We start from the raw sequence: 21,880 nt of genomic DNA on the forward strand, positions 1-21,880 counted from the left end.
GGGCGTTCAGGGGAAGATCAGGAACGGTTGCCCGCCTGGTCGGTCAGCATGCGCAGACCCGACACGAGGCCGCCCGCGAGGTCGCCCTCCTTGAAGGACGCCACCATGCTCATCACGGCGAGCTTGGCGCTGCGGTCGGCGAGACGGCGGTGGGACTCCTCGCCCGTCACGATCTCGACGACGCGCTCGCCCGGCGACACGGCCAGCAGGACGTGGTGCGACGGACGCTCGGTGGAACCGTGCAGCTCCTGCGCGCGCTCGTGCGCGTTCGAGCCGAGCTCACCCAGGTACACGCTGAAGTCGAGGCCCGTGGTGCGGCTGGAGAGCGTCAGCGCCTCGTCCAGCTGCGCGAGCTGGGCTGGCGTGAACGGCAGCTCCGGCGCGTGCGGCTCGTACATCTTCGCCGCGGACACACGACCGCTGTTCGTCACGACGGAACCGAGGGGCAGCGTCGACGGGTCGACGGCCACGATCGCCTTACCAGTTGCCACGTGCGCCTCCCTTGGCGGTCGAGCCCGAGGTACCGGGCTCGGCGGCGCTGTGGTGCTCCGCGCTCAACCCAGCCGGGTTCGCGCTCCACCACACCGGGGCGTAGCCCCACTCCTGGCCGGGCCGGTACCGGGGAATCCGGGTGGCCTTTGGCCTCACCGTCAGCAGCGTGATCACGCCGTAAATGGCCAGCGGGATCAGCGCGAAGACGAGAACGGTCTCCACGATGGTCACGGCGGGTACGGTAGCCGAACTCAGCCGCGCACGAGCGGCCGGGCCAGCAAGATCGCGGTCAATCCCACGATCGAGCCCGCCACGACGTAGACGGTGCCGAGCGACGTGGCGTTCGCGAGCGGCCCGGCGAGGCCCGCGCCCAACGGCGAGAGACCCCAGGCGAGCACCCGATAAGCGCTGGTCACACGACCCATCATCGGGCCGGGCGTGAGCCGCTGCCGCCGGGTCGCGGACAGCACGTTCCACCCGGCGGACGCCACGCCGAACAGCACGCACGCGAGCAACGCCACAGTCAGCCACGGCGTGAGGCCGAACAACGCGAACCCGGCGCCGAGCAACGCGAGGAAGCAGGCCATGACCCGGCCCGAACCCCACCGCGCCGCGAGCCGCGGGGACGCCCAGGCGCCTAGCAGAGCACCGGCCGCCATGCACACTACGAGCAGCGGAACCACCGGTTCGGCGAGGCCGAGCACCTGGATGGAGTAGAGCGCCAGCATGGCGTTGATCGCGGCCGCGCACACAGCTGTGATTGCAACGGCAACTACCAGTGACCGCAGGCCAGGGGTCCGCACGAGGAACCGGGCACCCTCGGCGAGCTGTCCACGAAGATCACTCCCGGAGCGTTCCGGAGCGACGTCCGGCACGCGGGACGCGAGCACCGCGGCGACGACGAACGAGACCGCGTCGAGAGCGAAGCAGGCCGCCGGAGCCCACCAGAAGAGCGCCGCGGCGGCCAGCGGACCCGCCAGGTCCATGCCGATGGTCTCGACCGTCACGAACCGTCCGTTGGCCGCCTCGAGCTCGCCCGGCCCCGCGAGCTCGACGAGCAACACCTGGGACGCCGAGTCCGCGAACGTCTCCGCGGAGGTCAGCACGAAAGCCGTGGCGCACAAGGCGACGACCGTCGCGTGTCCGGTGTGGACGGCGAAGGCGAGCGTTCCGGTCACCCCGGCGCGCAGCCAATGTGCCACGACGACAACGGTTCTCGGTCGCCAACGGTCCACAAGGGCGCCCGCGGGCAGTGCGACGAGCAACCAGGGCAGGGTGAGCGCGACGGCCACAGCGGACACCGCGAGCGGGCTGCGGGTGCTCGCGGCCGTGAACAAGGGCAGCGCGACGAGGCGCACGCCGTCGCCCACGAGCGACACCGCCCAAGCTCCGGTGAGCGCTCGGAAACCCCGTCCATGCACGCCTTTTGCCGTATGACGCACGTCACGTTCCATCAGGTTGAACGCTACAGAGCGTGTCCATACCGGCCAGTAAGGCCAACGAGTGCTCTCGTGCGGCGCAGCGGTTACACCCGGTCAGGCCTCACCCGGACGGCGGCGAACGGGTGCCGGTTTGGGGTCTTGTTCCCGGAACACCCACCTCTTAGCTTTTCACCTATACGGGTCTTGCGCACCCGCCCCGAGCGAGCTGGAGGACACAAAATGTTCACGATGACCCGCCCCGAGGCCGTGACCTTCACTCTTCCGAGCTACAAGGATGATTCAGTGCGTATCACCGCGAGTGACTCCGTCCGGATCACGATGGACGACTCCGTTCGGATCACCGCGGCCGGTTCGGTGCGGATCACCGCCCGCGACTCCGTGCGCATCACCATGGCGGACTCGGTCCGCATCACGGCGAGCGATTCGGTCAGGATCACGTGTGCCGATTCTGTCCGGATCACTGCCCGTGAGGACTCCGTTCGGATCACCGCTCAGCAGGATTCCGTCAGGATCACTGCGCGTGAGGACTCGGTCCGGATCACCATGGACGATTCGGTCCGGATCACCGCGCACGACGACTCCGTGCGGATCACGATGGACGACTCGGTCCGCATCACCGCGCACGACGACAGCGTCCGCATCACCGCGCACGACGACTCGGTGCGGATCACGATGGACGACAGCGTGCGCATCACGGCCCACGACGACTCCGTGCGCATCACGGCCCACGACGACAGCGTCCGCATCACCGCGCTCGACGACTCCGTGCGCATCACGGCACGCCAGGACGACTTCTCCCTCGCGGCCTGAGACCCCGCACCTCGGCTCAGGCCGCCGGTTCACCCAGGTACGGCAACCACTGCGGATCAGCCTCGGCCACGCCGGCGAGCAACCGCCAGTGCGGGCCCCGCGGCGCCGCCGGAACGACGCGCAGCCGCCAGCCCAGTTCGGACAGCAGCTTGTCCGCCTTGCGGTGGTTGCACTTCGCGCAGCAGGCGACGCAGTTGGTCCAGGTGTGAGGTCCGCCACGCGAGCGCGGCACGACGTGGTCGATCGTCTCGGCCCGCCCGCCGCAGTAGGCGCAGCGATAACGGTCGCGGTGCATGAGCCCGGCACGGGTCATCGGCACGCGGCCGCGATAAGGAACGCGCACGTAGGAGCTCAGCCGGATCACGGACGGCACGAGCACCTCGGACTTCGACGAGTGCAGCACCAGCCCGGAGGCGTCCCCGTGCACGACTTCGGCTTTCCCGCAGACCACGAGGACGACCGCCCGGCGCAGTGACAACGCCGTGAGCGGCTCGAACGTGGCGTTCAGCAGCAGGACCTTGCGTCTTCCCCAGGGGAAAACCGCCGGCGTCGGACCGGGACCTCCCCCATCTCGATCCCCATCCGGCACGACCCGGAGCTCGGGCTGATTTCGGCATGGGGGGACCGTCGGCGCCGCCTCGCTCGAAAGCGAGCCGCCGATAGGGGTCGGTTGTCGGTCTGGCACGCGACCACCTCCACCGGTTCAGCCATAGGAGACCACACTTACCAGGAAAAAATCACGTGTGATAAGTGACGTGTCACGGATGCGTGATCGAACCTGGGGTGAACCAGCTCCCTAACGGAGATGGTTTTCAAGAGCCCGCTACCCTTGACAAGGTGACAGAGGCACCCTCCACTCCACTGCCTGCGACGATCTCCTACCCGATCGCCGAGCGGCTAAACCTCACCGAGCAGCTCCACGGGCGCGCAGTCGCCGATCCGTACCGCTGGCTCGAGGACACGGCAGACCCCCGCACCGCGGAGTGGTCGCAGGCGCAGGACGTGCTCGCGCGCTCCTGGCTGGACGCGATGCCCGGCCGCGCACGCCTGGGCGAGCGGCTCAGGGAGCTGATGCGCACGGGTTCGGTGTCCACGCCGGTCTGGCGCGCGGGCAGGGCGTTCTTCACCCGCCGCGGCCCCGAGCAGGACCACCCCGTCGTCGTGGTGCGCGAGAGCGACGGCACCGAGCGCGTGCTGCTCGACGTCAGCGTCCTCGACCCGTCCGGTGCGACCACCCTGGACAGCTGGTCCCCCAGCATCGAGGGCGAACGCCTCGCCTACCAGGTGTCCGTCGGCGGCAACGAGCACTCGCTGCTGCACGTCCTGGACGTCACGACGGGCGAGCACGTCGAGGGTCCGATCGACCGGTGCCGCTACTCCTCCGTCGGCTGGCTGCCGGGCGGCGAGGAGTTCTACTACGTGCGCCAGCTCGACCCGGCCCTGCTGCCCGAGGACGAGAAGCTGTTCCACCGCCGCGTGTGGCGCCACCGCGTCGGCACGGACCCGGAGACCGACCTCAACGTGCACGGCGACGGCGAGGCGCACACCTTCTACTACTCGCTCACCGTCTCGCAGGACGGCCGCTGGCTCGTCGTGAGCGGCGCGCCCAGCACGCTCAAGCACGACTCCGTGTGGATCGCCGACCTGCACGGCGACGGCGAGCTCGAGCCCGTGATCCTCACCGACGCCGGCGTGCAGTGCTCCGCGTTCGTCGCCCGCGACGGCAGGCTCTACCTGCACACCAACCACGGCGCGCCCCGGCAGCGGCTCTGCGTCGCCGACCCCGCGCGCCCCACCGAGTGGACCGAGCTCATCGCCGAGGAGCCGGACTCGGTCCTCGACGGCGTGCGCTGGATGAACGGCGACCTGGTCGTCCTGCGCACCCGGCACGCGGTGTCCGAGCTGCACCTGCACGACGCCGCGACCGGCGCGCACCAGCGGGAGATCCCGCTGCCCGGCACGGGTTCGCTGCACGGCATGTCCGTTGTGGACGCCCTGACCACGCACGACCAGGACACGCTGTGGTTCGGGTGGACGGACTTCGTGACGCCGCAGTCGGTGTTCCGGTTCTCGAAGGCGACCGGTGAGACGGTGCTGCACGAGGCCGCACCGGGCCGCGTCGAGCTGCCGGCCGTCACCACGCAGCAGATCGCGTACGAGTCCAAGGACGGCACGACGGTCCGGATGTTCGTCGTCAGCGGCGAGCAGAAGCCCGACCTGCCCCGTCCCACGCTGCTCACCGGCTACGGCGGCTTCGCGATCGGACGCGGCCCCGGCTACAGCGCGACCACGCTCGCGTGGGTCGAGGCGGGCGGCGTGTGGGTGCACGTGTCGTTGCGCGGCGGCGACGAGGAAGGCGAGGACTGGCACGTCGCCGGCATGCGCGCCAACAAGCAGAACGTGTTCGACGACTTCCACGCCGCGGCGGAACGCCTGGTGCGCGACGGGTGGACGACGCCGCAGCAGCTGTCGATCATGGGAGGCTCCAACGGCGGTCTGCTCGTGGGCGCCGCGCTGACGCAGCGGCCCGAGCTGTACGCGGCCGTGGTGTGCTCAGCGCCACTGCTCGACATGGTGCGCTACGAGAAGTTCCTGCTCGGACGGTTGTGGGCCGACGAGTACGGCAGCGCAAGCGTTTCCGAGGAGCTGGGCTGGCTGCTCTCCTACTCGCCTTATCACCAAGTGGTAACGGACGTTGAGTACCCTTCTGTGTTGTTCACGGTGTTCGAGTCGGATTCTCGTGTGGACCCCAACCACGCCAGGAAGATGTGCGCGGCGCTGCAGCACGCTTCGTCAAGTGATCCGACCAAGCACCCCGTGCTGATCCGCCGCGAGACCGAGGTCGGTCACGCGGGCAGGTCGGTCAGCCGGACGGTGGCTCTCGCCGTGGACCAGCTGACGTTTCTCGCGAATGCCACCGGCATGGAGTTGTAGGAGGGCACGACCAGGTGACCAGTCCCGTGGATGACGTCACGAACAAGGCTGCTGAGGCGGTCACCTTCGTCGACAAGTACGGCCCGATGATCCTCACGGGCGCGATCAAGATCATCGTGATCCTGATCGCCGCCGTCGTGATCAGGGCTCTGCTGCGCAAGGTCATCGACCGGATCACCACGCCCGGCAAGGAAGGCAGGAAGCCGGGACTCCTCAAGCCGTTGCGCGAGCGGGCCCCTCAGGCGCTCGGAAACTTGATCTCCGAGCGCCGGGAGCAGCGCGCGAAGACGATCGGCTCGGTGCTCAAGTCCATCGTCACGATCATGATCTTCGGCATCGCCTTCCTCGAGATCCTGATCGTGGTGGGCATCAACATCACGCCGATCCTGACCTCGGCGGGCATCCTGGGCGTCGCCATCGGTTTCGGCGCCCAGAACCTGGTGAAGGACTTCCTGGCCGGCATGTTCATGCTGCTGGAGGACCAGTACGGCGTCGGCGACGTCGTGGACCTGGGCCCTGCGACCGGCACCGTCGAGGCCGTCGCGCTGCGCACCACCACGATCCGGGACACCGGCGGCACCGTCTGGTACGTCCGCAACGGCGAGATCCTGCGCGTCGGCAACTCGTCGCAGGGCTTCGCGGTCGCGGTCGTCGACCTGCCGCTGAGCTACGGCGCGAACCTCGCCGAGGCCACCCAGGTGCTCGACCGCACAGTCCGCGAGGTGGCCGACAAGGACCCGCTGAAGGCCGACATCACGGCCAAGCCCGAGGTGCTCGGCGTCGAGAAGTTCACGCCGGAGGGCATCACCCTGCGGGTCACCGCGAAGACGCGTCCCGGCCGTCAGTGGGCGGTCCAGCGCAACCTGCGCGCGCAGCTGATGCCGGCGCTGGAAGAAGCCGGTTTCACCGCGAAATAGCTCCAAACGCAGGTGCCGGGTGAGTTAGAACACCCATTCGAGACGATGATCACCCGGCGTCCTGCCAGTTCACACCCCTATGGCGCACCCAACAGCCGGGGTGCCCTGCGCGCGGTGGCCCGCGTGAGTCAGGATGGGTGTGTGGGAAACCCCGTGAGCTTCTTCGAACAGGTCGGTGGCGAGGAGACGTTCCACCGCATCGTCGCGCGCTTCTACAAAGAGGTGAAGTCCGACGAGGTCCTCCTCCCCCTGTACCCGGAAGAAGACCTCGGACCTGCGGAGGAACGGCTGCGGCTGTTCCTGATGCAGTACTGGGGCGGCCCCCACACCTACTCGGACAACCGGGGCCACCCGCGGCTGCGGATGCGCCACGTGCCGTTCAAGATCGGACCGATCGAGCGGGACGCGTGGCTGCGCTGCATGAGGATCGCCGTCGACGAGGCCGGCTTGGACGAGGCTCACCGCAAGCAGCTCTGGGACTACATGGAGATGGCGGCGAACAGTCTGATGAACAGCTTTTCCTGACCGCCCGTCACCCGTTCGGGTCCTTTAGCAGCGAGACGAATGGCAGGATGACCCCCCGTGCGCCGATCCTCCGACCTCACCCCTGAGATCGCCGAAGAGTCCGCCTGGTGGCGTGACGCCGTCTTCTACCAGGTCTACGTGCGTTCCTTCGCCGACTCCAACGGCGACGGCGTCGGCGACCTCGACGGCATCCGCTCCCGCCTCGGCTACCTCGAACTGCTCGGGGTGGACGCCCTGTGGCTCACCCCGTTCTACCGCTCGCCGATGGCCGACCACGGCTACGACGTGGCCGACCCGCGTGACGTCGACCCGCTGTTCGGCGACCTGGCCGCGTTCGACCGGCTGGTGGCGGACGCGCACGAGCACAACATCCGCGTGACGGTCGACCTGGTCCCGAACCACTCGAGCGACCTGCACGTGTGGTTCCAGGAGGCGCTGCAGGCCGGTCCCGGCAGCATGGAGCGCGCCCGCTACATCTTCCGCGAGGGCCGCGGCTTCGACGGCTCGCAGCCGCCGAACAACTGGGTGTCCGTCTTCGGCGGTCCCGCGTGGACCCGCGTGCCGGACGGCCAGTGGTACCTGCACCTGTTCGCGCCGGAGCAGCCCGACCTCAACTGGGAGCACCCGGAGGTCCGCGCCGACCTGGAGCAGACGCTGCGGTTCTGGCTCGACCGCGGTGTCGACGGCTTCCGCATCGACGTGGCGCACGGCATGGCCAAGCCGGAAGGCCTGCCGGACATGGAGATCCGCACGCAGATCCCGGGTGTGCTGAGCGACGACGTGCACGACCCGCGGTTCGACAACGACGGCGTGCACGAGATCCACCGCATGATCCGCAAGGTCATGGACGGCTACCCCGGCACCATGGCCGTCGGCGAGATCTGGGTGAAGGACGACGAGCGCTTCGCCGCCTACGTCCGCCCCGACGAGCTGCACCTGGGCTTCAACTTCCGGCTGGTCGAGGCCGGCTTCGACGCCGACGCCGTCCGCACGGCCATCGAGCACTCGCTCGGCGCCGTCGCCCTGAGCGGCACCCCCGCCACCTGGACGCTGTCCAACCACGACGTGGTGCGCCACGTGACGCGGTACGGCGGCGGCGCGGCCGGCGAGAAGCGGGCCCGCGCGATGACGCTGGTCGAGCTGGCACTGCCGGGCGTCATCTACCTCTACAACGGCGAAGAGCTCGGCCTGCCGAACGTGGAGCTGCCGGACTGGGCCCTGCAGGACCCGACCTGGGAGCGTTCCGGGCGCACCGAGCGCGGGCGTGACGGGTGCCGCGTGCCGATCCCCTGGGAGGGCACCAGCCCGCCGTTCGGGTTCTCGACGGCCGTGAACACCTGGCTGCCGCAGCCGAACGAGTGGGACCACCTCACGGCCGAGGCACAGCTGGAGGACCCGGGCTCGATGCTCTCGCTCTACCGCGAGGCGCTGGAGCACCGGAAGTCCAACGCGTCGTTCGCCGGCGACGAGCTCGAGTGGTACGGCGCCCCGGCCGGGTGCTTCGCGTTCCGGCGCAAGGGTGGCGGGCTGATCTGCGCCCTCAACACCTCGGGCGCGTCCGTGCCGTTGCCGCCCGGCCAGGTGCTGCTGTCGTCCGGTCCGATGGACGGCGACCAGCTGCCGCCCGACACGGCCGTCTGGCTCGTCTGATCCGCTTCTGAGGGGCGGCCACCACCCGGTGGCCGCCCTTCCGGTTCGTCAGACGATCAGCGGCAGCATGGAGTGGCGCCGCCGGACCACCGCGCCGAAGCGGGCGTCGATGCGCAGCCACGAGTCGGTCGCGGTCACCCGCACGTCACCGTCGTCGCCGAGGAAACCCATGCCCGACAACGCGAACAGGACCCGCAGCGGGATCTTGACGTCGAGGCCGGACCCGCTGACGGTCAGCACCGTCTGATCCAGCAACGAGGCCGGCGGCGTGCCCTGCGGCCCGGTGTTCTCCCGCGCCACCTCGACGCCCTCGTCCGCGAGCTTCGCGACGACCTCGACCGGCAGCCGGTCGACCATCAGCCAGCCCTCGGCGGGCGGCAGGGCCGTGCGCCACATCAGGTCCTTGGCGGGTCCCGGGTCGATGCGTTCGTCGCGCATGACCGCGAGGCCCGTCAGCAGCTCCGAGCCGGACACCGTGACGTCCGCCGGAATCGCTTGTCCCGCAACGGTTCGCGTCGCGAGCGCGTCGAACGGCGTGGCCACCCACGCGTCGAGCCGCTCCTCGTCGCGGTTGCGCAGCCGCACGACGCTCTGCGCCTCGAGCCGCACCGCCCGCGCGGCGAACGCACCCAGGTCGTCTCTCTCGGCCGCGTCGGCCAACACCAGTTCAGGCACCATTTCCCCCTGCACGCCACCCGGCGAGAAAGTCGCGCTCGGCCTCGGTCAGCCTGCGCGGTCGTGCGGTAGTCACGTTGTAGGGCGCCAGAAGCGTCTCGGCCCTGACCGCCACCGGGCTGTTCGCGTCGCGCCCGACGCGCACCACGTAGTCGAGCGTCAGCGAAGCGGCTTTCAGTTCCCGCACCGACATCTCCACCTGGACCTGCTCGCCGTTGAACACGATCGGCGCCAGGTACTCGACCACGAGCTTCGCCACGACCATGCCCTCGGCCAGTTCCTTGACCCCGTGGCGGGCGGCCTCGGTGAACAGCAGCTCGATCCGGGCTTCTTCCAGCAACGTCACCGTGTTCGCGTGGTTGACGTGGCCGAACGCATCCATGTCCGACCATCGAGGCCGGACACCCGTGACGAAGACACCCATGCAGGGACCCTACCGTTCACGGACCTTCACAGGACCTCCACACCAGCCGATTGAAAATCGATAGGCAGCTCTCGATACTCGATTCATGTCTCGTGTAGTGGTGGTCTTCCTGCAGGCTCTGCTCGCCATGGCGTTCCTCGGCGGGGTGTTCGCCCAGGTCGCGATCATTCCGGGGACCGCGGCGAACGAGGTCGAGAACTTCCCGCCCTACGAGTCGGTGAGACTGCCGTTCGTGGTGTCGGCGGTCGTTTTCGTGGCGTGCCTTCAGGTTCTCGCGGTGGCGCTGGGCGGAATGCTGCACAGGGCGGGCGAGGGCACCGTGTTCGAGTCCGGTGCGCTCACGTGGACGAACATCGCGATCGGCGCCATCGCCGCGGGTGCCCTGGTGCTCGCGTGGCTGTTCGTCTACGTCACGTTCACCGACATCCCGTCCCCCGCGGACGGCATGGAGGTCCTGGGGCTGTGGATGGGATCCGCTGTCGGCACGGTCGCGGCGGTCGGAGTCGCCCTGCTGGTCTTCGTCGGCCGGCAGTGGCTCGGCCGAGCGATCGACCAGCGCGCCGAACTGGAGCAGGTCGCCTGAGAACGCGCCGGGGCGCCGCGGAGGGGATTCCGCGGCGCCCCGGTTTCTCGTTGCTCTTACCTGACCATGCTCCGCACCTGACGGGCGGCGACGGAGAGGGTCGCGAGGTCCAGCTGGTGGACCCGGTTGATCTCCTCCAGCGCGCCGCGGGCGCGAGCCAGGCGGGAGGCGTTGGCCTGCTCCCACTTGGCGATCTTCTCGGTCGCCGTGTCGTCCTCGTCGCTCGCCCGCAGCACGTCGACCGAGATGGCCCGCAGCGACGAGTAGAAGTCGTCGCGCAGTGCCAGCCGGGCCAGGGCGTGCCAGCGGTTGCCGCGCTCCAGGCTCGTCACCGAGTCCAGCATGTGGTCGATGTCGAGGTGGTCGGACAGCGCGAAGTACAGCTCGGCGGTCTCGCGGTGCGTGCGCTCCGGACCCGCCCCACCGGCCGGGCCGAACTCGCGTTCGGCCAGCTCGGCGATCTCGGTGACGTCGAGCAGCCCGTACATGTAGAGCAGCGCGGCCACCTTGCGGGCCAGCTCGGCCGGTACGCCCTGTTCGACGTACCGCTCCGCCTTGCCCGCGACGACGGCCAGTTCCTTGCCCTGCAACAGTTCGAAGGCGAAGGGGCTGAGCTGCTCGACCACGCCGCGGAAGCGGTTGATCGTGGAGCCGACCGCGAGCGGCTGGGGACGGTTGGAGAGCAGCCAGCGGGACGCGCGGTCCAGCAGGCGGCGGGTCTCGAGGACCATGCTGTCCTGGACGTCGGTCCCCACCGCGGTGTCGAGCGCCTGGATCTCGCGCCAGATCTGCGGCAGGTCGAAGACCTGGGTGACGACGGCGTACGCGCGGACCGCGTCCGTCGCCGACGCGCTCATCTCCTCGGCCAGGCGGAAGGCGAAGGAGATGCCACCGCCGTCGACGACCTCGTTGACGACGACCGTGGTGATGATCTGCCGTGCCAGCGGGTGGTTCGGAATCGCGGCGCCGAAGCGGGCGCGCAGCAGGCTCGGGAAGTAGTCCGGGAGCTTGCGGGTGAACGTGTCGATCGTCGGGATGTCGCTCGCGAGCAGCTCTTCCTTCAGCGTGAGCTTGGTGAACGCGAGCAGCGTGCAGAGCTCCGGCGAGGTGAGGCCCTGGCCGTTCTTCTCCAGTGCCTTGAACTCCGCCGCGCTCGGCAGCGCCTCCAGCTTGCGGTTGAGCGCGCCGCGAGCCTCCAGATCGGCCGTGAAACGCGCGTGCACCGACAGCATCGGGGCGGCGTGCGCCCGGCTGACGCCGAGGACGTTGTTCTGCGAGTAGTTGTCCGCCAGCACGAGCTCGCCGACCTCGTCGGTCATCTCGGCGAGGACCTCGTTGCGCTGCTGCTGCTCCACCGAACCCTCCCGGACCAGCTGGTCCAGCAGGATCTTGATGTTGACCTCGTGGTCGGAGCAGTCGACGCCCGCGGAGTTGTCGAGCGCGTCGGTGTTGACCCTGCCCTGGTTGCGGGCGAACTCGATGCGGCCGCGCTGGGTCAGACCCAGGTTGCCGCCCTCACCGACGACCTTGACGCGCAGCTCGTTGCCGTCGACGCGGATCGAGTCGTTCGCCTTGTCGCCGACGTCGGCGTGCGTCTCGGTCGACGCCTTGACGTACGTGCCGATGCCGCCGTTCCAGAGCAGGTCGACCGGCGCGAGCAGGATCGCCTTCTTGAGCTCCGGCGGGGACAGCTTCACGACGCCCTCGGGCAGCCCCAGCGCGACGCGGGCCTGCTCGGAGATCGGGATCGACTTCGAGGCGAGCGGGAAGATGCCGCCGCCCTCGCTGATCAGCGAGCGGTCGTAGTCGTCCCACGACGAGCGCGGCACGGTGAACAGGCGGACGCGTTCGGCGAACGAGCTCGCCGCGACCGGGTTCGGGTCGATGAAGATGTGCCGGTGGTCGAACGCGGCCACGAGCCGGATGTGCTCGGAGAGCATCATGCCGTTGCCGAACACGTCACCGGACATGTCGCCGATGCCGACGACGGTGAACTCCTGGGTCTGCGTGTCCAGGTCGAGCTCGCGGAACGAGCGCTTCACGCTCTCCCACGCGCCCTTGGCCGTGATGCCCATGGCCTTGTGGTCGTAACCGATCGAGCCACCGGACGCGAACGCGTCGCCCAGCCAGAAGCCGTAGCTCTGGCTCACGCCGTTCGCGATGTCGGAGAACGTCGCGGTGCCCTTGTCCGCGGCGACGACCAGGTACGTGTCGTCCGCGTCGTAGCGCACGACCTGCGACGCGGGCACGACCTCGTTGTTGATCAGGTTGTCGGTGAGGTCGAGCAGGCCCGAGATGAACATCTTGTAGCAGGCGATGCCCTCGGACATGAAGTTCTCGCGGTCGATGCCGGGGTCGCCGGTGGGGGCGATCGGCTTCTTGACGACGAAGCCGCCCTTCGCGCCGACCGGCACGATCACGGCGTTCTTCACGGCCTGCGCCTTGACGAGGCCCAGCACCTCCGTGCGGAAGTCCTCGCGGCGGTCGGACCAGCGCAGACCACCGCGCGCGACGCTGCCGAAGCGCAGGTGCACGCCCTCGACCCGCGGCGAGTACACGAAGATCTCGAACTTCGGCCGCGGCTGCGGCAGGTCCGGGATGGCCTGCGGGTCGAGCTTGACCGACAGGTACGGCCGGCCGTTGCCGTTGGCGTCGCGGAAGAAGTAGTTCGTCCGCAGCGTGGCGTTGATCAGCGTGAGCAGGCTGCGCAGGATCCGGTCCGCGTCGAGGCTCGTGACGTCGTCGATCAGCTTGCCGGTCTCGACGACCATCGTCTCGGTGCGGTCGGCGCGCGTGGCGTCGTCCAGGCGCGGGTCGAACCGCGACTCGAACAACGCGACCAGCGCGATGGCCACGCTCGTGTGGCTGAGCACGGCGTCCTCGATGTAGTCCTGCGAGTACGGCGTGCCCGCCTGCCGCAGGTACTTCGCGTACGCGCGCAGCATCGCGGCCTGCTGCCAGGTGAGCCCGGCCTGCAGCACCAGCGAGTTGAACCGGTCGACCTCGGCCTCACCGCGCCAGACGGCGGCGAACGCGTCCTGGAACCGCACCCGCACGTTCTCGAGGTCGGCCTCGGACAGCTGGGCCAGCGCGGCCTTGTCGATGCGCAGGCCGAAGTCGTAGATCCAGCACTGCACGCCGTCTTCGCGGGCGATCTCGTACGGCCGCTCGTCGACCACGATGACGCCCATGCGCTGCAGCATCGGCAGCACGTCCGAGAGCGTGATGCCCTCGCCGGTCACGAAGAGCTTGAAGCGCCGTTCGCCGGGCTCGGCGTCCTCCGGCACGTAGAAGACCATGTCGAGGTCGCCCTCGACGAGCTTCTCGATGCGCCGGTAGTCCTCGAGGCCCGTGCTGGCCGGGAAGTCCTCCTTGTAGGCCTCCGGGAAGACCGTGGAGAACCGCTGCCCCTGCTCGGTCGCCGACTCGGCGCCGAGCTCGCCCTCGTCACCGACGACGGCCTCGACCATGCGGTCGTCCCAGCTGCGGACGGCCTCGGCCAGCTTGGCCTGGATCGCCGTGACGTCCGGGTCGAGGGTGCGCGCCGGATCCGTGTGCACCATGAAGTGCACACGGGCCAGAGCGGACTCACCGATGCGCGCGCTGTACTCGAGGTTCAGACCCCCGAGCTCGGCGAGCAGCACCTCCTGCATCGCGAGGCGGCTCGTCGTCGTGTAGCGGTCGCGCGGCAGGTAGACCAGGCACGAGAAGAAGCGGCCGAACGGGTCGCGGCGCAGGAACAGCCGCAGCCGGCGGCGTTCCGCGAGCGCGATGACACCTGTCGTCACCTGGTAGAGCGTCTCCGCGTCGACCGAGAACAGCTCGGTGCGCGGGTAGTTCTGGATGACCTCGAGCATCCGCTGGCCCGAGTACGACTGCAGCGGGAAGCCCGCGCGGTGGATGACGTCGCGCACGCGGCGTTCGATCACCGGGATGTCCAGCACGTTCTCGTGCAGCGCGGTGGTGCTGAAGATGCCGAGGAACCGGTGCTCGCCGGAGACGTTGCCCTTGGCGTCGAACGTCTTCACGCCCACGTAGTAGGGGTAGACGCTGCGGTGCACGCTGCTCTGCGCGCTCGCCTGCGTCAGCACCAGCAGGTCGGGGCTCAGCGCCTGCGCGCCGTTGTCCGGCCCGGCGGTGAGGCTGCGCGCGGCGAGGCTGTCCTGGCGCAGCACGCCGAGACCGCTCGCGAGCACGGCCCGCAGCGCGGGTTCACCGTCCTCCTCGACGAGCTCGTACTGCCGGTAGCCCATGAACGTGAAGTGCCCGTTCGCGAGCCACTCCAGCAGGTTCGAGCCGTCCGTCGTGGCCTCGGACGAGTCCTTCTTCAGCTCCTCGGCCAGCTGCAGCGCCGTCGTGACCATGCGGTCGGTGTCCTCGACGACCTCGCGGACGTCGGTCAGCACCGTCAGCAGCCGCGTCTCGAGCTCGCGGGCGCGATCGGGGTCGGTGATGAGGTCGACCTCGATGTTCATCCACGACTCGGCCAGCGCGTCGGCGGGCGGATCGGCCGGATCGGCGAGCGGCAGCACCTCGGTGCGCGCACCGGTGACCGGGTCACGCCGCACCACGACGATCGGGTGCACGACGCGATGCACCTGCACGCCACCCCGCGTGAGCTCGGACGCGACCGAGTCGACGAGGTAGGGCATGTCGTCCGTGACGACCTGGACCACGGTGACAGGACACTGCCACCCGTCAGCGCCGCGCGTCGGGTTGAGGATGCGCACCGCGGCGCGTCCGGGAACGCGGCTCTCGGCGAGCTGGTAGTTCGACCGCACCGCACCGACCAGGTCCACCGGGTCGTCGTCGTTGACTTCCTCGGCGGGCACGTGGCGGTAGAAGAGGCGGATCAGGTCAGCGAGTTCGGGGGCATTGGCGGCGGCCCGTTCGATCAGCTCGTCACGGACCTGCTCAGGACTGGCCGTTGGACTGCCATCACCCGCGGCGGGGGCCGCGGAGACGTCGTCGGTTCGGGTCGGGGCTCCAGTCGAGGTCATGTTCAGGCGACTCCACGCTATCCGGCACCTTTGTGTGCCGGGTCCGGCCCCACCATAGATGGGGTGGCGGGGATCACCGGCAACGGGAGGTGCACTGACGGACCACTGAATCGTGGGCTGAATCGAGTCACATCATCAGTGGTGACAAGGCTTTCCGCTTCCATGGACACGACAGGGCACCGGCGGTCTCAGCCGCCCCCGCACCCCGTCGGCCCACACGTTCATCCGATCATGGGCCACGCGGCGCCGTGACCACCGGGGAACCACCACCCCGCCCACCGCTGGTCGCCGTCCGGCCACACCCGCGACCTCCTGCTCAGCGCCGGGCCGGCGCCGGGCAGACGAGGTTGGGCAAGGCTTGAGGTGTGGCGCTGGCCACCTCACACCCCCGGCAGCGTCCAACCAGGGGGCCCGTCCGCCCGGACGGGCCGAATCGGACCGGTGGTCTCGCTGTCCGACGCGGCCGGCACGGGGGCGATCGGCCCGGTCTTCTCCTGCGCGGACTCCTCCGCCGGTGTCCCGGCGAAGTAGGACTCCTGGCTGGACTGGGTTGGGAAGCCGTGGACCCGGCTCAGCGAGCTCTGCGAACTCTCGGTGGAGAGCTCCGGTAAGGGCGGCTGCTGGGATCCGAAGGAGTGGCTCGCGCCGAACGGGGTGTCCGGCGAGGGCGCGGGGTCCTGCTGTGTGCCGAAGGGCCGACCCGTGCCGAACAGCGGGTCCGGCGACCTCGCCGAGTCCTGCTGAGCGTCAGACGAGCGTCCCGTGCCGAACAGCGGGTCCGAGAGCCCCGCGGACTCCTGCGGCGCGTCGAACGGCGTGTCAGACGAGGTCGCGTGGTCCTGCGTGCCGAAGGAACGACCCGAACCGAACAGTGCGTCCGACGACGGCGCGGTCTCCGCCGCCGAGTCCTGCTGGGCACCGAAGGACAAGCCCGTCCGAAACAACGCCTCCGAACTGGACGGGCTCTCCGCCGCCGAGTCCTGCCCGCTGCCGAAGGAGCGACCCGGCCCGAAGAGGGCGTCCGAGCCGGACGTGGCGTCTGTCGCTGCCCCGGTCGTGGCCGCACCGAACAACTCCCCCGGCCGTGACGCCGGATCCGCGGTGGCGGGCCCGGTGTCGGCAGGGAGTGCCGGGTGGTCTGTCGCGGAGGTGTCCGGTGCGGGTTCCGCCGCAGACCAGCCCGGCGCGTCCAGGTCCGCGGCGTCGACTTGGTCCTCGTCGGAGCGGCGACCCGTCTCGTAGGCGACCAGTGCCTCGGCCAGCAGGTCGGCGAGGCTCAGTTCGCTCGGCCTGCGGCGACTGCTCGGGCGGCCCGTCCGTTCGGTGGACTCGCTCTTCGAGCTGCTGCCGGGGGCGTCACCTGGCTCGGTGGACGGTGCCTCTGAGTCGGAGGCGAAGAAGTCGTACGACGCGGCCTGGTCGGGCTCGCCGACCGCGCGGAAGCCCGTCTCGGTCGGCGCGTCGGTGTCGGACTGGGAGTCGACGGACGGTGATGAGCCGAAGGCCTGGGTGCCGAAGCTCGTCTGCGTGCCGAAGCTCGGCTGGTCCGGCTGGGATTGCACGCGGACCGGGGCCGTGGGGAGGTCCGAGGGGTCGTCGTCCACGTCCGCCGAGCTGAGGAACGTCGTCGACATCAGGTCCGGCTCCGGCGCCTGCGGGATCTCGGCCGGCACCGGCGGGATCGGGTCCGAGGCGTGCGGGAGCGGGTTCTGCTCTCGTTCGCGGTCCGGGTCTTCCGCCGGCTCGGGTGGGGTGGGGTCGGAGGCGGCGGGCTTCGGCTTCGGGGTGCTGAAGTCGAGGACGCTGAAGTCCAGGTCGGGGAGCTTGCGTTCGTCCGGGTCGTGCGCCGTGGCCGGGAAACCCGCTGCCGGGGTGTGCGGCGGGTAGGCCGGCTCGTCCAGGTGGGGGCCGAAGTCCGGGGCCGCCGGCGCACGGGAGAACGCCGCGGCAAGGCCCGAGCGGGACGAGCCGTCCAGGGTCTCCTGGTCGCCCGAGTAGTCGGGGCGGGACGAGGACGGCTTGTCACCGAAGCGGTCGGAGCGGGACGACAGGCCCGAGTCCGCGAAGTAGTTCTGCGACGGTTCCGAGGCGGAAGTGTCGTGGCGCAGGCTCGACGGGGGCTCGACCCGCCACGACGGGGTGTCGGCCTCGGGCTCGGCGGCGCGGGCTCGGCGACGGCCGCCTGCTCGCAGGCCCTGGGCCTTGAGCATGTCCAGCACGCTTTCCGACTGGGATCCGGACGCCTCGGCGCGCGCGGCGGCCTCCGCGCGTGCCGCTTCCTCGCGGGCGGCGGCCTCCTTGGCCGCCTCCTCGCGTTCCACGGCCTGGCGGGCGACCTCCTGGTGCGCCGCCTCCTGACGGGCGACGTCGCGGCGGACCGCCTCCTGGCGCGCTGCCTCGCGGCGAGCCTCTTCCTGGCGCACGGCTTCCTGGCGGGCCACCTCCTGCCGGGCCAGTTCCTGACGTGCGGACTCCTGGCGAGCGGCTTCCTGACGGGCCGCCTCCTCGCGGGCGGCCGCCTGCCTGGCGGCTTCCTGGCGGGCCGCTTCCTGACGCGCTGCCTCTTCACGGGCGGCTTCCTGACGGGCCGCCTCCTGCCGAGCCGCTTCCTGCCGAGCCGCTTCCTGGCGAGCGGCTTCCTCGGCGGCCTGGGCTTCGCGTTCGGCCTGGGCGCGCTGTTCGGCGCGGGCCTGGCGTTCCGCCTCGATCTGGCGGCGGGCCTCGCGCTGCAACTCCATGAGCTGCTGCTCGACCTTGCGCTTGCGTTCCTGCTCCACGGTCAGCTGCGGCTGTCCGGTTTGAGGCTGGCCGGACTCAGGCTGTCCGGACTGAGGCTGCCCCGGCTGAGGCTGGCCCGGTTGAGGCTGTCCGGGCTGAGGCTGGCCCGACTCACGCTGTCCGGACTGAGGCTGCCCCGGCTGCCGGCCAGGCGGCGGCTCGGTATCCGGAAGTGCCGGTGTGATGGGGATTTCGGCGATGGTGGTCGGCCGGTCGTCGTCGATCTCGCCGGCGGCCACACGGGCGGCGCGGCGGCGGCCGCTGACCATCGCGCCCGCGGACGCGATCAGGCCGGAGGCGGGGACGGTGCGGTCGGAGGGGGAAGACGAAGAGGAGGACGGCAGGGGTGCTGGTGGCGGTTCCACGGCTTCCGGGGTCTTGTCATCGGGTTCGCCGAACGGCTGGACCATGCGCCACCGATCGGCGGCGTGTTGTCGGGCCGCGGACAAACCTTCCACGGTCATGTCTTCGGCAGCGCGCCGGACGCGCTGGACCTTCAGCCCGTCGCCCTTGCGGACCTGGACCGGGCGCCACTGCCGGAGTTGTTGCTTCAGTGCGGCGGACAGCACGCCGTCGGTGACCACCTGCATGCCCTCGACGGGACGGAGCACGCTCGCCAGTTGCTGGTGCAGATCGGCGGGCTGGCGGTGGACGCCGGAGAACTCGGCGGCGAGCCGGGCGCGCACCGCGTAGACGGCACGGGCTCGGCGGCGTTCGGCGGCGTGGGCGGAGCGCAGGTTCGTGAGCGCGTCGGCCAGTTCACCGGACACCTCGTGCACGTGGGCCAGCGCGAGCAGGCTTTCCGCGAGCAACGAGTCGAGCTGGTGGCGTTCGGCGCTCGCGGCGGCCTCGCGCAGCATGTCCCGGGCCAGCGCGACCCGGCCGGCGGGCAGGTGCACGCGCGTGGCCAGCGCCAGCCGGAGCCAGCCCGTCGTCGACGCCGACGGCGAGCGCACCGGGCGGTCGAGCAGCGGTGCGCCGGCGTCGGCCGCGTCGAGCAGGCGGTTCGCGTCCATCAGCGCGAGCACCAGCTCCAGCGTGAGCCGGCCGACGCCTTGGCCGCTGTCCGCGCACGGATCGGAGAACCTGCTCAGCAGGTCGAGCCCTTCACGTGCGGCACCGATGGCGGCGGCGATGTCGCCCCACCGCCGGTGCTGCGCGGCCTGCACCGCGCGGATCAGACCGCGCAGCAGCAGACGTGTGTCCTCGTCGAGCGTCGTGTCGGCGACGTAGAGCTGGTCCGCCTCGGCGAGCGCCCTCGTGGGCTCGTCGCCGCGGCCGACCGTGACGAGGCACTCGCTGGCCTGCACCAGCGCGGACGCCCGCAGCTCCGCGGGCACGTCCGGCGCTTCGAGCACCGGGGTGACCGCGGCGAACCCCGTCAGCGGGGCTCCCACGGACCGCGCGCAGGCCGCGAGCTCGACTCGCAGCAGCCACGCGGTCTCGTACTCGCCCGCGGCCTCGGCCGCCTTGAGGGCGTCGATCGCCCTGTCGGCGAAGCGGACCTCGCGGCCCATGCGGTTGCCCGCGAAGACCACGAGCGACTCCGCACGCAGGCGGTCGGCTTCGTCGCGGCGGGTGGAGGCGAGCGCGACCGCGCGCTCACCCAGCACCAGAGCGAGCTCAGGTGCGCGCCAACGCAGCATCCAGGCGGGCACGACCAGCGTGCTCACCTCGACGTTCGCCTGCGTCTCGCCCCTCGCCGCCACGACGTCGCCGTTGCCCTCTCAGTCCCGTGTCAGCTTGCGGTAAGTGACGCGGTGCGGCCTCGCGGCGTCGGCACCCAGGCGCTCGAGCTTGTTCTTCTCGTAGCCCTCGAAGTTGCCCTCGAACCAGTACCACTTCGACGGGTCCTCGTCCGTGCCCTCCCACGCGAGGATGTGCGTGGCGACGCGGTCGAGGAACCACCGGTCGTGGGAGATGACCACGGCGCAGCCGGGGAACTGCTCGAGAGCGTTCTCCAGCGAACCGAGGGTCTCCACGTCCAGGTCGTTCGTCGGCTCGTCCAGCAGGATCAGGTTGCCGCCGAGCTTGAGCGTGAGCGCGAGGTTGAGGCGGTTGCGCTCACCACCGGACAGCACGCCCGCGGGCTTCTGCTGATCCGGGCCCTTGAAGCCGAACGCGCTGACGTAGGCGCGGGACGGCATCTCGACGTTGCCGACGTGGATGTAGTCGAGTCCGCCGGACACGACCTCCCACACGTTCTTCTTCGGGTCGATGCCGCCGCGGTTCTGGTCGACGTAGGACAGCAGCACCGTCTCGCCGACCTTCACGCCACCGTCGTCGGGCTTCTCGAGACCGACGATGGTCTTGAACAGCGTCGTCTTGCCGACGCCGTTCGGGCCGATGACACCGACGATGCCGTTGCGCGGCAACGTGAACGACAGCCCGTCGATCAGGACCCGGTCGCCGAAGCCCTTCTTCAGCTTGTCGACCTCAACCACGACGTTGCCCAGACGCGGGCCCGGCGGGATCTGGATCTCCTCGAAGTCGAGCTTGCGGGTCTTCTCCGCCTCGGCCGCCATCTCCTCGTAGCGGTCGAGGCGCGCCTTCGACTTCGCCTGGCGGGCCTTGGCGCCGGAGCGCACCCACTCCAGCTCGTCCTTGAGGCGCTTCTGCAGCTTCTGGTCCTTCTTGCCCGAGATCGCGAGGCGCTCGGCCTTCTTCTCCAGGTACGTGGAGTAGTTGCCCTCGTAGGGGTGGGTCTTGCCCCGGTCGATCTCGAGGATCCACTCGGCCAGGTTGTCCAGGAAGTACCTGTCGTGGGTCACGGCGAGCACGGCGCCGCTGTACTGCGCGAGGTGCTGCTCCAGCCACAGGACGCTTTCCGCGTCCAGGTGGTTGGTGGGCTCGTCGAGCAGCAGCAGGTCGGGCTTGCTCAGCAGCAGCTTGCACAGCGCGACGCGGCGGCGCTCACCACCGGAGAGCTTGGTGACGTCGGCGTCGGGCGGCGGGCAGCGCAGGGCGTCCATCGCCTGGTCGAGCTGCGAGTCGATGTCCCACGCGTTCGCGTGGTCGAGCTCCTCCTGGAGCTTGCCCATCTCCTCCATCAGCTCGTCGGAGTAGTCGGTCGCCATCAGCTCGGCGATCTCGTTGAAGCGGTCCAGCTTCACCTTGATCTCGCCCAGGCCCTCCTGGACGTTGCCGAGGACGGTCTTCTCCTCGTTGAGCGGCGGCTCCTGCTGCAGGATGCCCACCGTGTAGCCGGGGGCGAGGTAGGCCTCGCCGTTGCCGGGCGTGTCCAACCCCGCCATGATCTTGAGCACGCTCGACTTGCCGGCGCCGTTGGGACCGACCACACCGATCTTCGCGCCGGGGTAGAACATGATCGTGACGTCATCGAGGATGACCTTGTCACCGTGCGCCTTGCGCACCTTTTTCATGGTGTAGATGAACTCGGCCATGGCGGCGATCGTAGAGCGGTGCCCAGAGGCTCCTGACCTCGGTCGCCGACAAGCAGCCGCCCACCCCCGGAACGAGCGTCACGCGACTCGGTGACCAGCCCGTTCCATTCGAACGTGAACGACCCTCGGCGATCGGTCCTCAGCGGCTCCGACCTACGAGCTTCCCTCCCTCTTCGTGGATCTCGGTACGTACATCTTCTCCGGCTCCGCCCGCTCGTTCGGGTGACTTCTCGAAGTCCGGAACCG

At 70.0% G+C, this 21,880-nt stretch carries 15 protein-coding genes; 6 read left to right on the forward strand and 9 right to left on the reverse strand.

The window, feature by feature from the left end; all coding sequences use genetic code 11:
- Positions 1-17: 17 nt before the first annotated feature.
- From IEY88_RS30595 to IEY88_RS30605, 3 genes are read right to left on the reverse strand one after another with little or no spacing between them, the layout of a single operon-like run.
- Positions 18-491 carry a DUF5130 family protein gene (locus IEY88_RS30595; protein ID WP_189158362.1) on the reverse strand — a complete coding sequence of 158 codons (474 nt, stop codon included), beginning with the start codon at positions 489-491 and terminating at the stop codon, positions 18-20.
- Positions 478-723 carry an aa3-type cytochrome oxidase subunit CtaJ gene (gene ctaJ / locus IEY88_RS30600; RefSeq protein WP_189158363.1) on the reverse strand — a complete coding sequence of 82 codons (246 nt, stop codon included), beginning with the start codon at positions 721-723 and terminating at the stop codon, positions 478-480. Before ctaJ ends, IEY88_RS30595 begins: the two co-directional genes overlap by 14 nt.
- Positions 724-743: 20 nt before the next feature.
- Positions 744-1,946, reverse strand: a complete 1,203-nt coding sequence (locus IEY88_RS30605) for an MFS transporter (protein WP_268241270.1) — start codon at positions 1,944-1,946, stop codon at positions 744-746.
- A 270-nt stretch (positions 1,947-2,216) separates the two neighbouring features.
- Here IEY88_RS30605 and IEY88_RS30610 point away from each other — a divergent pair, with 270 nt between their 5' ends.
- Entirely contained in the window at positions 2,217-2,744 is a 528-nt protein-coding gene (locus IEY88_RS30610; protein WP_189158365.1) for a DUF2345 domain-containing protein, read from the forward strand.
- Positions 2,745-2,760: 16 nt separating this feature from the next.
- Here IEY88_RS30610 and IEY88_RS30615 read toward each other — a convergent pair whose 3' ends face one another.
- Positions 2,761-3,333, reverse strand: a complete 573-nt coding sequence (locus tag IEY88_RS30615) for an HNH endonuclease (RefSeq protein ID WP_229693928.1) — start codon at positions 3,331-3,333, stop codon at positions 2,761-2,763.
- A gap of 248 nt (positions 3,334-3,581) precedes the next feature.
- On the opposite strand from IEY88_RS30615, the gene IEY88_RS30620 reads away from it, so the two are divergent.
- The 4 genes from IEY88_RS30620 (at position 3,582) to IEY88_RS30635 (ending at position 8,770) form a co-directional block, all read left to right on the forward strand.
- A complete protein-coding gene (locus IEY88_RS30620) occupies positions 3,582-5,678 on the forward strand; it encodes a prolyl oligopeptidase family serine peptidase (RefSeq protein ID WP_189158367.1) in 2,097 nt (698 codons plus the stop codon).
- A gap of 86 nt (positions 5,679-5,764) precedes the next feature.
- Positions 5,765-6,595 (forward strand): mechanosensitive ion channel family protein, encoded by an 831-nt coding sequence (locus IEY88_RS30625; protein WP_189158525.1) that lies wholly within the window; start codon positions 5,765-5,767, stop codon positions 6,593-6,595.
- A 141-nt stretch (positions 6,596-6,736) separates the two neighbouring features.
- Positions 6,737-7,120: a globin gene (locus tag IEY88_RS30630; protein ID WP_229693930.1), complete on the forward strand. Its 384-nt coding sequence runs from the start codon at positions 6,737-6,739 to the stop codon at positions 7,118-7,120.
- Between the two features lie 57 nt (positions 7,121-7,177).
- The gene (locus IEY88_RS30635; RefSeq protein WP_189158369.1) at positions 7,178-8,770 is read left to right on the forward strand and encodes a glycoside hydrolase family 13 protein; all 1,593 of its coding nucleotides are present in this window, start codon (positions 7,178-7,180) and stop codon (positions 8,768-8,770) included.
- A 48-nt stretch (positions 8,771-8,818) separates the two neighbouring features.
- On the opposite strand, the gene IEY88_RS30640 is transcribed toward IEY88_RS30635, so the two are convergent.
- Together IEY88_RS30640 and IEY88_RS30645 are read right to left on the reverse strand one after the other, a co-directional pair.
- Entirely contained in the window at positions 8,819-9,445 is a 627-nt protein-coding gene (locus IEY88_RS30640; RefSeq protein WP_189158526.1) for a DUF8010 domain-containing protein, read from the reverse strand.
- Positions 9,438-9,869 carry an acyl-CoA thioesterase gene (locus IEY88_RS30645; protein WP_189158370.1) on the reverse strand — a complete coding sequence of 144 codons (432 nt, stop codon included), beginning with the start codon at positions 9,867-9,869 and terminating at the stop codon, positions 9,438-9,440. The genes IEY88_RS30640 and IEY88_RS30645 overlap by 8 nt, the downstream gene beginning before the upstream one ends.
- Positions 9,870-9,954: 85 nt before the next feature.
- Here IEY88_RS30645 and IEY88_RS30650 point away from each other — a divergent pair, with 85 nt between their 5' ends.
- The gene (locus tag IEY88_RS30650) at positions 9,955-10,452 is read left to right on the forward strand and encodes a DUF2975 domain-containing protein (RefSeq protein ID WP_189158371.1); all 498 of its coding nucleotides are present in this window, start codon (positions 9,955-9,957) and stop codon (positions 10,450-10,452) included.
- A 56-nt stretch (positions 10,453-10,508) separates the two neighbouring features.
- Here the strand turns inward: IEY88_RS30650 and IEY88_RS30655 are convergent, their stop codons facing one another.
- The 3 genes from IEY88_RS30655 to ettA form a co-directional block, all read right to left on the reverse strand.
- Positions 10,509-15,452, reverse strand: coding sequence for an NAD-glutamate dehydrogenase (locus IEY88_RS30655; RefSeq protein ID WP_189158372.1), 4,944 nt, complete (start codon positions 15,450-15,452; stop codon positions 10,509-10,511).
- 380 nt (positions 15,453-15,832) lie between these two features.
- Positions 15,833-19,939, reverse strand: a complete 4,107-nt coding sequence (locus tag IEY88_RS30660) for a histone H1-like repetitive region-containing protein (RefSeq protein WP_189158373.1) — start codon at positions 19,937-19,939, stop codon at positions 15,833-15,835.
- An 18-nt stretch (positions 19,940-19,957) separates the two neighbouring features.
- Positions 19,958-21,634 carry an energy-dependent translational throttle protein EttA gene (gene ettA, locus IEY88_RS30665; protein WP_189158374.1) on the reverse strand — a complete coding sequence of 559 codons (1,677 nt, stop codon included), beginning with the start codon at positions 21,632-21,634 and terminating at the stop codon, positions 19,958-19,960.
- Between the last annotated feature and the right edge of the window lie 246 nt (positions 21,635-21,880).

Source organism: Lentzea pudingi, assembly GCF_014646255.1.
Classification (GTDB): Bacteria; Actinomycetota; Actinomycetes; order Mycobacteriales; family Pseudonocardiaceae; genus Lentzea; species Lentzea pudingi.